The following is a 12,186-nucleotide window of genomic DNA, read 5'->3' on the forward strand; positions in this document are numbered from 1 at the left end:
TTTACCATATATTGAAATGCACTGATATTGGCACACAAATCTAGATTTTTAACCTGTAAATAAATGGCTGGTAAATAAAGTTATTCAAGCAACACCGGGGACTTTAACACCCGGTGAAGATACAGAGTACGGTCAACCAAAAAGCGCTTTAACTTTACAATTGAGACTCAATTAACTCTAGTGCTTCGTCTAAAATAATCGTCACTGCGTTACGAGCTTTTTCGGGGTTTCTAGATTTTATGGTATCAATAATTTCAGCATGCTTTTTAACATCAGCCCCTGGTACACCTTTAATATTGTTTGTATAACGTATACTCACTCTAAGTGCAGTACTGATAAACTCGGTAAGTTGCCCAAAAAATCGATTACCACTAGCAACCAATATACTGGTGTGAAATGCAATATCTGCCTCTAAAGGGTCATCTAATCCTAGTTCTGCTTCTTTCATACGAATAAGCGCTTTATCAATAGCTTCCAATTGTTCAAAGGAAGCATTCATCGACGCTAATGCAGCAGCTTGAGGTTCTATCGCCAGTCTTACTTGAGTAAATTCTTTTAACAAAGACAGAGAAGGTTTGTTGCTTAATATCCAAGTTAATACATCAGTATCAAACATATTCCAGCTACTTTCAGGCAACACTCTTATGCCCTGTTTAGGGCGTGATGAAATAAGTCCTTTCGCCGACAACATTTTTACGGCTTCACGAGTCGAACTGCGACTAACATTATGTTGCAAACAAAGATCAGCTTCTGATGGCAGCCCTTGGCCAATTGGATAAGTACCTTTGACTATTGCCATCCCTAGATCGTGAGTCAGTTGATGGGTTAGGTTTTGTCTAGGATAAGGCTTCATTTAGTGCTGTTCCGAACTTGTTAATTAATATGTTATATCATATTTAATTTTATGAAAATATGATATAAGTTTATCCCATTAATCAATAGTAATACGGTAATCCCCCCTAAAAACAATCGAAGTCAAAAGTAGAATCTTCTCTTATGCTATAAGCAGGAGAACATTCATGAAAAAAACACTTTAGTGACAGTCCAATATTAGCTATTTTAAAGCAAGCCGAAAATGGCGTTTTAAATACAGCGGCATAAATGCTTCACTTATAGCAAGAATGAAAGAGCTAGAAGCATAAAGTAGACCTTTGAAAAATGTCTGCTGAAGAGCGTGTAAAAGCATAAATTATTCAGGAAGCACTGGCAAAAAAGTGCTGAAAGCTTCTGAGTGTAAAGTCATGGTTCAAGCAGCGATACATCATCATAATGTCAGCATCAGTCTAGTCTGTAGAATATTCTATATTAACGAAACCTGCTACCGGTATCAGCCAAAGCTGAGGTGTGATCATGAAAAATAGCAATTCTCCTCTAGCTTTAACGTTGAAGCAACGATACAGATATATCCTTGCCCGCAGAGCATGTTATTAGATCACTTGATAGAATTATTGAATGGCGTGGTAAACATAAAAATATTCGCTCTGATAATGGGCTTGAATATATCAGTCATAAATTCGCAACTTGAGCAACACAATGGTTATAGACTTATAACCATGAGCGACCTAACATGGGGATTGGTGGTATTACTCCAATTCAAAAAATTAAACTAACACAGAGTAAAATGTCTACTACCGACCGCCATTAAAATGGGGGAATTACCAGACAAGGCATCATAATGTTTTGTCTGCTATTAAGAAAAATATATAACCTTTTTAACTAGTTGGAGTATTAAAATGGGTTTATCAACTCAATATAAAAATTTAAAAGATAAAGTCGTTTTTATTACTGGTGGCGCCAGTGGTATTGGTGCATCTATGGTTAAAGCGTTTGTGCAGCAAGAAGCAAAAGTAGCTTTTATAGATTTAAATCAAGATCTAGCTGAAGAATTAATAAATAACTTGCCTTCAACCGCACTCAATAATGTCTGGTTTAGAGCGATTGACGTGACAAAATCTGAATCATTACAACAAGCTATTACCGATGCCGCAGAGCATTTTGGCGGTTTAGATGTACTCGTCAATAATGTTGGTAATGATAACCGTCAAAATATTGAAAAAATTTCGGCACATGATTGGCATAAATGTATGCAAGTCAATCTAGACCCTGCTTTTTTTTCTGCTCAAGCTGCATATAGCATTATGAAAAAAAATGCTTCAGGTAGCATCATCAACTTCAGCTCTATCAATGCATTAATGGGGCAACAACATATGACAGGGTATGTTACCGCTAAAGCCGGATTGATAGGCATGACCAAAGCCCTTTCAAAAGAATTTGGTGATCAAAATATTAGGGTTAATGCAATAGTTCCTGGCTGGGTAGCAACTGAACGTCAATTAGCAAGCTGGTTGACGAATAAAGAAGAAGACAAATGGACTGAATCTATGGCGCTTAAAACAAGAATTTTGCCAGAAGATGTTGCAAATTTAGCCTTATTTTTAGCGTCGAGTGACAGTGCGTTAATCACAGGACAAAGCATAATAATTGATGGCGGGAGAACATAATTGTTAATTCATGAATATATTGTTGCTGTTGATTGGGGAACAAGTCATTTACGTGCTTTTTTATGTAAAGCAAATAAAGATAACCCTCTAAAATTGCTTGATAAAGCGTATAGCTTAGGGGTAAATAAAGTTATTCATAGCTTTGAACAAACCCTATTTGACTGTATTTCCCCTTGGCTTTCACAATATGGCAAAATTCCTATTTTTATGATCGGACAAATTGGCTCAAGTATTGGTTGGAAAGAAACTGACTACCTCCCTTGCCCAACCAAGCTTGAAGGCATAGCAGCACAAGGTGTTAACTTTACTTGTGCTGGCCATGACATCACTATTATTCCAGGGTTGAGCTGTCGCTTAAGTAATGATAACTATGATGTGATGCGAGGTGAAGAGCTGCAAACGCTTGGGTGGTTACAACAAGATACTCAAAGAGTTAAAGGGACACATCTAGTTTGTTTACCGGGCACTCATACTAAATGGGTGTTGATTAAAGAAGGTAACGTTGAACTCTTTAAAACAGCGATGACAGGTGAACTTTTTGACTTATTAACCAATCACAGTATTTTAATTCAAAAAGGTAATGCGACTTTCGATCAACCGGCATTTAAAAAAGGCGCTGACTTTACGCTAAAAAGTGAATTAGGTAGTTTTACCCACGGTTTATTTAGTGTCAGGAGTAAACAGCTTTTTGGAGAATTAACCAACTCACAAGCATCCTCCTATTTATCCGGTTTGTTAATTGGTAGTGATGTACGCGCCGCATTAAATGCAGAGGAATGGCAATTATCTGAATTAGGTGAAGTGTCAATCATAGGTACTAAGCATTTAAGTCAGCAATTTTCACAAGTACTCGAAATGCATGGGATCAAAACAAATATATGCGAAGTTACTGACATGACTCTATTAGGTTTTAATGCCGTATACCAGCAAGTTTCAGCATTATCCAAGCCATAACACTAACAGCTAAGAGCCAATTAACTAAGGATTATCGTTGGAAAAACATATTAAAAAGCACCCTGTCATTGCTATTTTACGTGGTATAACACCTGAAGATGTTGTCGAAATAGCACTATGTTTATACGCTCATGGGATCCGTGTCATTGAAGTGCCTTTAAATTCGCCTCAAGCAATTAAGTCGATTGAAAAACTTGTTAATGCTCTGCCAGATGACTGCTTAATTGGTGCTGGTACTGTGTTCAACATAGAACAAATTATACAAATAGAAAATGTTGGCGGTAAACTCATTGTTTCACCACATTGTGACCCAGATTTAATTCAATATTGCCAATCAAAAAAATTACATGTTATAGCTGGAGTAGCAACACCAACCGAAGCCATTTTAGCTTATCAAGCTGGAGCAAGGTGGTTGAAACTATTTCCCGCACAAACTTACGGTTTTAGTCATGTTAAGGCACTAAAATCTGTTTTACCTAATGACGTACATATCATTCCTGTTGGAGGTGTTTCACAAAATAACGTTTTACAATGGTTATCATCTGGGGCTAGTGCTTTAGGCTTTGGGAGTAGTTTATATCAAAGTAATGACTCTCTTGATGAAACTACGGCTAAAGTAATTAAATTAAATAAAGTACTCAATATAACACCCAATACTAATATAAATAAACAATGGCAAACATAATGAGTACTACAACAGCTACGTTATTGAAAATTATTCCTTGTCAATGTCAGTTAGGTGAAGGCGTTCTATGGCATGACGAGCAACAAGCTATTTATTGGCTAGATATTGAAGCATGTGATTTGTACCGATATTATATTTCCAGTGAAGTATTAGAAAAATTTACCTTACCTCAACGTATGGGCAGCTTTGCATTTACTCCAGTTAATAATCAAATCATTGCAGCCTTTGAACAGGGGTTTGCTCGATATAACTTTATAACATCTGAGATAGATTGGATAAATCAACCTGAGCTTCACATAAAAGGTAACCGTCTTAATGATGGTCGAGTAGATAAACAAGGACGATTTTGGGCAGGATCAATGGTTGAATCAACAAGTACACCCAAACAGAAATCCGCGTTATATTGCGTTGATCATCAACTTAACTGCCATAAAAAGATGGATGATTTACTTATTTCTAATAGTTTATGTTGGAACAAAGCAGGAGATATTCTCTATCATGCAGATTCTCCTAGCCATCAAATATTTCAATATGATTTTTGTAAAGAAAAAGCCGCAATCAGCAATAAACAATTATTTGCGACAACAAACACTTCAACGTTTCCTGACGGTTCAATAGTAGACGCCCAAGATTACTTATGGAATGCGCAATGGGGTAGCAGTAAAGTCATAAGATATAATTGTAATGGCGAAATTGACTTATCAATAGTGCTCCCTGTATCACAACCTTCATGTGTTACTATCGGAGGCGCAAACTTAGATTGGTTAATAGTCACCAGCGCTAAACAAGGCTTATCCAGTTCTGCTCTCACCAAAGAACCCTTATCAGGTAACCTCTTTATTTATCAGTTAACTGGTGCTTCTGGTTTAGTAGACCCTCAGTGCACAATTTGCTTTAACTCGTATTCATAAAATAATACAAATCCTCTTAATTATCCTAAATTTATCACTAGACAAGACTACATCTTAGTGTTTTAATTTAGTTCAATTATCATATAAATAATATTTAACTAAATTATGGCCTCAATATTTTTAAAGAGTGATATTGCTAGAATAGAGATTTCACCTGAATTAGGTGGGGCTATTTTGGCTTATGATGCCAAATTACATAATAGCTTTGTACCTATATTGAGAAACAGCAATAACGCAAAATCTGTGCTAGGTAGTAGCTGTTTCCCGCTTGTACCCTATTCTAACCGTATTAAATATGGTCTTTTAAATTGGCAAGAAAAAAGTAGTCAACTTCCGCTGAATCATTTACCTGAAAAGCACAGTATTCATGGACATGGTTGGCAATTACCTTGGAAGGTTATACATCAAACCGATACTAACTTAACGCTCGAATATCATTATCAACAAGCCGAATGGCCTTTCTCTTATAGCGCTCAACAAGTTTTTACACTTAAAGGCAGTGCGTTGAGTATTGAGCTTTCATTAATGAATAACTCAAAGAGTCAAATGCCGGCAGGATTAGGATTACACCCCTACTTTAGCTTAACGAAAAAAACATCTTTAAAATGTTCTGTCGAACAGATGTGGGCTGTGGATGACGAAAGTATGCCAACAACACTGATGGGTGCGCCTAAATCGTTGGCTAAGTCGGAAGGGTTATTAATCACGAATAGTAATTTAGATAATGTATTTACTGGTTTTTCTGCTGCAGCGACAGTCGTTTGGCCAGAATGGAAGGCTAAAGCCGATATAACCACGTCTTCAAACTGTAAGTTTATAGTGGTATACAGTCCAAAAAATCAAAACTACTTTTGTTTTGAACCTGTTACTCACAGTACCGATGCTATAAATATGTCAAACAACGGAATGGATAATACGGGCATTATGACGCTAAACCCTCAAGAAAGAATGACAATATCAATGTCTATTACTCCTAAAGAAACTTAGCCTATTCTCGAAACACAATTGACTACAATGGTGTTGCTCACTTAATAATAAAATGCAGGCTTAAGCTTTCAATGAGAAGGTAAAAACGTATTCAGCCATGTTTTGTAAGATAATCAATCAAAACATGGCTTATGCCCTTTCAGTATTGAACATTTTGTATTAAAACATTCTCTGAATTTTTTTAATTTCAACGACTAAATCCCTTTTATGTCGACGTTAAAAAATCCAAATATATTTAAAACAGTTATTGCGTATCGTTCAATTCAAAAATTAATGACGTCTGAGGAAATAATACTGGCAACTGCATGCCCAACTGCATAAGTGATTCACCCGAAAACTTTTGGCCCTGAATTTTACTTAAAACAGAAGGTGAATATTCCTTAAGTTTAGTAGGCCAAACCAGTGTTAATTTATAGACTTTATCTGCAGATAACCCGACAAATCTATACTTAGGTGGCGTAGTTCTTTTCGTTTCATTAATACTATTATAAGCAAAAAGTGCTTGTGATTTATCCTGGTTAATTATACCAAAATTAATTGAGTCACCATCTTGATTCAAACGAATTAACTCACCACTGTGAATTAATTGACGATGTTTTTTATGTAACGCAATAATTGTAGATAACTGTTCACAGTCTTCATCAGTTAATTCTCTGGGGTCCATTTCTAAACCCATATGACCAAAAAATGCCACTGCAGCACGCATTTCCATACTAACAATTCTACCTGTGATATGGCATTCTCTTGGCCCGATATGAGCGCCCATGACTTCACTAGGGAAGAAGAATGAACAACCTCGTTGAATCGTTAATCTGTCTAAAGCATCATTCGAATCTGAGGTCCACACGCGGTCAGTATGAGCCAGTACACCATAATCCACACGAGCTCCACCTGAAGAACAACTCTCAATTTCAACATGTGAGTGCTTTTGCTTTATGCGATCAATTAATTGATATAAAGCTGTTGTTTGTTGATGTATAGCCGGCTTGCCTTGTGCGTTACCTGCGTGATTAATGTCTCGATTCATATCCCACTTAATATAAACAATTTTAGGATATTCGGTAAGAATGTCATCAATCGCATGAAATAAATAATCAACCACTTCGTTACGTGATAAATCGAGTACTAACTGGTTACGAAAGTTTAATTGTTGATTACCTGCTGTTGCTAAAACCCAGTCAGGGTGCGCGCGATATAAATCACTGTCTGGGTTCACCATTTCAGGTTCAAACCATAGTCCAAATTCCATGCCCTGTTGATTAACATGATCAATAAGAGGCGATAAACCGTTAGGATAAATTTCTTTGTCAACAACCCAATCACCTAAACCAGCAAAATCTCCACGACGGCCTTTAAACCATCCGTCATCTAAAACAAAACGCTCGGCTCCTAATCCTGCGACTTTATTCGCAAGCTCTTTCAATGTGTCGACATCATGCTCAAAGTATATCCCTTCCCATGTATTATAATGTACAGGACGGGGCTTTTGGCTGAGTTTTGGCGATAATAATTCACTGCGAACATATTGATGGAAACAGTTAGATAAGCCACTAAAGCCTTGATCAGAATAGCCAGCATAGAGTATTGGGCTTTGATACGATTGTTGCGGCAACAATACTATCTCTCCCGGCATTAATAATTCACCTAATTGGACATAACTGCGACCTTCAGGTAACAGTTCTGCACGCATTTTATGGTTACCGCTCCAACCAAGATGAAAGCCGAAGCATTCACCCGCTTGTTCATGGGTGAAATTATTGTGCATTACCATCCCAGGAAAGTTGTCATGAGAGGTTTTTCCTTTACGGTTTTCACGTACAAAACTGCCCAGAAATAAGTCAAGTGAATGGCATTGAAATTCATTTGACCATCGTCCTTCAAAAGACATTATTTTATTCATTTGATCAGACAACGGAATTGTGGGTGTCGCACACCAATTAACCGTTACTGATTGTTCACTCAGATTCACTAACTCAGTATATGCGCTCAGCACATCAGTGTCGTGATGCAGTGAAAGCGTATGGACTACTTTAATTTGACGAATATCATCTAGCGTTTCAAAACAAACTTTATGTTCATCTATCTGAATAATATCAACAAGTTCACCACCCAGTGACCATGCATAATCGTCATTGTTAATTTCAATACCTGGAGATCCTGTAAAACCCTCTCCTAAAAGAGGAGACAATGAAATAGGCGCTTCAATAACCAACGAACATTTTGCTTCTTGGCGAGTAGACAGTAGCGATAACATATCTGCAGAAGTTTGTTTAGATAATAGCTTTCCCCAATAAATTATAGCGGGTGTTTTACTCTGGCAATCAATAATTAAGCTAGCATTAGAACTATTGAGCTGAACAAAGTGTTGGTCTGATTTCATTGTAAACGTCCTTCAAATTTAAATTTAAAATTGATATTTTATTTATAGTTTATTGAATGTAATTATGATTACTATATTAATATATTTACTGAATTGCATTATTTGATCTAAAACATCAAGAACTGCCAAACGACTGCTTAAGATAACACATTAATAATTTCACTGGAATATATCATATAAATAAGGTTAATATGCATAATATACTTTCAAATAATAAATTGGTAAAAAGTAAATGTTAGGTGTTTGTTATTATCCAGAGCATTGGCCAGAAAAAATGTGGGCACAAGATGCTAAAGAAATGCGCGAGCTTGGCTTACGTTATGTTCGTATTGGCGAATTTGCTTGGTCAAGAATAGAGTTCAGTGAAGGTGTTTATACTTTCGACTGGTTAGACCGTGCAATAGAGACTTTAGCTGACGCTGGTTTAGAAGTCATTATGTGTACGCCGACAGCGACCCCACCAAAATGGTTGATTGATAAATATCCTGATATTTTACCTGTTGATATTAATACAGGAACAAAGCGTGGCTTTGGCTCTCGTCGACACTATGATTTTTCTAGCAAAAATTATTTTCGTGAAGCTATGCGTATTTCTGAAGTTTTAGCAAAGCGTTATGGTGAACATCCAGCAATATGCGGTTGGCAAACTGATAATGAAATTGCATGTCATGATACCACTCACAGTGGTTCACCTGCAGCAAAAAAAGCATTTCATGCTTGGTGTCAAACGCGTTATAAAACAATTGATAAACTTAATACCGATTGGGGCACCGTTTTTTGGTCAATGGAATATCAAAGCTTCGATCAAATTGAACTCCCTATATTAGCGGTTACAGAGACTCACCCTGCTCACCAATTAGCTTATCGACGTTTTAGCTCAGATCAGGTGATCCAGTTTCATAACAAAATGATAGCGATAATTCGCCAATATGCACCTGATAGGTTTGTCACCCATAATTTTATTCCCATGGTGGACACCCAAACTGATAATTATGCTCTCGCTGAAAATCTAGATTTTGTTAGTTATGATAATTATCCACTGGGTCGATCTGACATGTTCTTTAAAGATAAACCTGCTAAAGAATTCAAACCTTATATGCGTACTGGCCACCCAGACTTTGCCAGTTATGACTTTGATCAAAGTCGCGGTATCAGTAAAAAGAACTTCTGGATCATGGAGCAACAACCAGGCCCTGTAAATTGGGCACATCACAATCCTCGTCCAGAAAAAGGCATGGTACGTTTGTGGTCATGGCAAGCTTTTGCACATGGAGCAGATTGTGTCTGTTATTTTCGGTGGCGCCAAGCACCGTTTGCTCAAGAGCAAATGCATGCAGGCGTTAAAAGAAATGATAATTCAAAATCAGCCGCATGGGCAGAAATCGAACAAATGCGCGATGAGCTAAAAACCGTAGAATTTTCTATCGATGCACCAATACAAGCAAGAGTTGCTATATTATCAGGTACGACTAACCAATGGGTGAGTGAAATTGAACGCCAAGGCGACAGTTACAACCACCAACAAATAGAGTTCTCCTACTATTCAGCATTGCGCCAATTAGGCCTAGTTGTAGATTTTATTTCGATTAAAGGTGATTTTAGCCAATACGATTTAATTCTTGCACCATGCTTACCGATTGTCGACGATGCTTTCATAGAAAAATGTAAAGACTCGAATGCTCATTTTGTTTTTGGCCCACGTTCAGGGGGGAAAACCGACGAGCTTTCATTAGCACCGAACTTACCTCCAGGAAAACTTCAAGCCTTGTTGCCCATCAAAGTATTGTCAACTGAAACCATACGTCCAGATTGTAGTGAACAATTGAAGTATAAAGATAAAACCTTTGAAAGCAGATGTTGGCGTGAAGAGTTAGAAATAACCAAAGACGTTATCGTCGATGCTAGGTATCACGATCAATCACCCGCTGTTGTTCGTCATGAAAATACAAGTTATATCGCCACCTTAACTTGTGATGACTTTCTAATTGAACAGTTTGAGCACTTAGCAACAGAGCTCGATATTGCCACGGTAAGGTTACCTAAAGATATGCGGATTGTGTATCGTGGTGATCTCGCTTACATCTTTAACTATGCGGGAATAGCACAAACTTTCCCAGCAAAAAATATGGGGACATATCTATTGGGGCAAGCTTCCATGAGCCCTTATGATGTTGCCATTATTAAATTAAATAACCAATAACCAATAAAATAATTAATTAATTAACTAACTAAGATTAGTAAGGGGAATCCGTGAATATTCAAATAGCAGTATTTTTATTTATCACTATGTTAATTGCATTTTTAACCTATTTAAAATGCAAAGGGCACGGTAGAGGGAAGGGAAAAAATCAACAAAATAAGGAGTACTTTTTAGCAGGTGGTGGTTTGGCTTGGTATTTTGTCGCTGGTTCAATAACACTCACTAACTTAAGTACTGACCAATTAGTTGGGTCAAACGGTACACAAATGGCCTTGTTAGCATGGTGGGAGTTTGCCGCTGTTATTGGCTTGATACTTCTCGCGAAGGTTTTTTTACCTGTCTATTATAAATACAACTGCACCACAACCACAGAGCTATTAGAGAAACGTTATAATAACAAACATATTCGCGCCGTTATCGGTGGGATGTTTTTTCTCAGTAGTGCATTAATATTTTGCCCTGCAGTGATTTATTCCGGTTCATTATTTATGCAGACAATGTTCAAAGTCGACATTCCTTTAATGTACATTGCTACTGCTTTTGCAACGTTAGGTGCACTTTACGCAATATTTGGTGGTCTTAGAGCGGTTGCCGTATCAGATACTTATTCCGGCGTGTTACTGCTAGGAATGGCTATTGTTGTCTTATTTTTATCTTTGAATGCGATTGATTATGACTTTTCAGGTATTCCTGAGGAAAGATTAACACTTATTGGTGATAACGATTCTCCAATACCTTGGCCTACATTACTAACAGGTATGATTTTTATTCAAATGTTCTATTGGGGAACAAACCAAGTTATCACCCAAAGAGCAATGGCAGCCCCTAACCTTAAGGAAGCCCAAAAAGGTGTATTTGCTGCGGTGTTCATTCGAATTATTATCGTACCTGCCATTATAGTTATCCCTGGGATAGTTTCTTTTAAACTCTACGGGGATATAGGTGATACTGCTTATGGACAGATTGTTGGGGATTTATTACCCGGATGGCTCTCTGGAGTTTTTGCCGCTGCAATGGCTGCTGCCGTGCTCTCAACCTATAATAGTAATTTAAACTCTGCAACCGCTTTGTATGTTTGTGACTTCCATGAACCTTATATTAATAAAAACATAAATGTACAAAAACTCAGTGCGTGGATCACCGCTGGGCTTACCATAGTTACCCTGGCTCTCGTTCCTGTATATCAACAAGCTGAAAGTATCATTAATTTACTTCAGCAGTTATGGGGTTTATTTAGTATGCCTATACTATCAATATTTATTGTTGGTTTATTATTTAAGGGCGTACATGCGAACGCAGGTATAGCAGCAGTCTTTTTTGGTGTTTTATTATACGGTTCATTGTCATTTGAATTTTCACCATTTCATGCACCATTTGGTTTACATTATATCCACTTAATGTTTATCACTTTAATTGCATGTGTTTCATTTGCCTTACTGGTAAATCGCTTTGTCTTTAAAAACAAAGCCAGCTTCGCCTTTACAAAAGAAGCGAGTGCTTCTCCAACATAACTTTCTATTTGATATAGAAAAGCCACTCATTTGAGTGGCTTTTTATTGGTTAAATAT

9 protein-coding genes and 1 pseudogene are annotated in these 12,186 nt (G+C 37.1%); 8 read left to right on the plus strand and 2 right to left on the minus strand.

From position 1 onward, the window contains the following. Positions 1 to 154 precede the first annotated feature (154 nt). Positions 155 to 853 carry a FadR/GntR family transcriptional regulator gene (locus H4J59_RS05260; RefSeq protein ID WP_182237409.1) on the minus strand — a complete coding sequence of 233 codons (699 nt, stop codon included), beginning with the start codon at positions 851 to 853 and terminating at the stop codon, positions 155 to 157. 540 nt (positions 854 to 1,393) lie between these two features. Between H4J59_RS05260 and H4J59_RS19785 the strand changes: the two are divergent. The 6 genes and pseudogenes from H4J59_RS19785 to H4J59_RS05290 all read left to right on the plus strand — a co-directional run. After that, positions 1,394 to 1,645, plus strand: a pseudogene (locus H4J59_RS19785) (hypothetical protein); the annotation flags it as partial. Between the two features lie 88 nt (positions 1,646 to 1,733). After that, positions 1,734 to 2,501, plus strand: a complete 768-nt coding sequence (locus tag H4J59_RS05270) for an SDR family NAD(P)-dependent oxidoreductase (RefSeq protein ID WP_182237411.1) — start codon at positions 1,734 to 1,736, stop codon at positions 2,499 to 2,501. Further along, complete coding sequence (locus tag H4J59_RS05275; protein WP_182237413.1) at positions 2,502 to 3,455, plus strand: 2-dehydro-3-deoxygalactonokinase; 954 nt, start codon at positions 2,502 to 2,504, stop codon at positions 3,453 to 3,455. Positions 3,456 to 3,492: 37 nt separating this feature from the next. After that, positions 3,493 to 4,140, plus strand: coding sequence for a 2-dehydro-3-deoxy-6-phosphogalactonate aldolase (locus tag H4J59_RS05280; protein ID WP_182237415.1), 648 nt, complete (start codon positions 3,493 to 3,495; stop codon positions 4,138 to 4,140). After that, the gene (locus H4J59_RS05285) at positions 4,140 to 5,051 is read left to right on the plus strand and encodes an SMP-30/gluconolactonase/LRE family protein (protein ID WP_182237417.1); all 912 of its coding nucleotides are present in this window, start codon (positions 4,140 to 4,142) and stop codon (positions 5,049 to 5,051) included. The genes H4J59_RS05280 and H4J59_RS05285 overlap by 1 nt, the downstream gene beginning before the upstream one ends. A 105-nt stretch (positions 5,052 to 5,156) precedes the next feature. Further along, positions 5,157 to 6,038, plus strand: coding sequence for an aldose 1-epimerase (locus H4J59_RS05290; RefSeq protein WP_182237418.1), 882 nt, complete (start codon positions 5,157 to 5,159; stop codon positions 6,036 to 6,038). Positions 6,039 to 6,282: 244 nt separating this feature from the next. Here H4J59_RS05290 and H4J59_RS05295 read toward each other — a convergent pair whose 3' ends face one another. Next, positions 6,283 to 8,418 (minus strand): alpha-galactosidase, encoded by a 2,136-nt coding sequence (locus H4J59_RS05295; protein ID WP_182237420.1) that lies wholly within the window; start codon positions 8,416 to 8,418, stop codon positions 6,283 to 6,285. A gap of 232 nt (positions 8,419 to 8,650) precedes the next feature. On the opposite strand from H4J59_RS05295, the gene H4J59_RS05300 reads away from it, so the two are divergent. Continuing rightward, the gene (locus tag H4J59_RS05300; protein ID WP_182237422.1) at positions 8,651 to 10,618 is read left to right on the plus strand and encodes a beta-galactosidase; all 1,968 of its coding nucleotides are present in this window, start codon (positions 8,651 to 8,653) and stop codon (positions 10,616 to 10,618) included. Between the two features lie 86 nt (positions 10,619 to 10,704). Next, entirely contained in the window at positions 10,705 to 12,129 is a 1,425-nt protein-coding gene (locus H4J59_RS05305; protein ID WP_182194312.1) for an SLC5 family protein, read from the plus strand. Positions 12,130 to 12,186 lie beyond the last annotated feature (57 nt).

The sequence above is a fragment of the Colwellia sp. MB02u-10 genome (assembly GCF_014077185.1).
In the GTDB taxonomy this organism is placed as follows: domain Bacteria; phylum Pseudomonadota; class Gammaproteobacteria; order Enterobacterales; family Alteromonadaceae; genus Cognaticolwellia.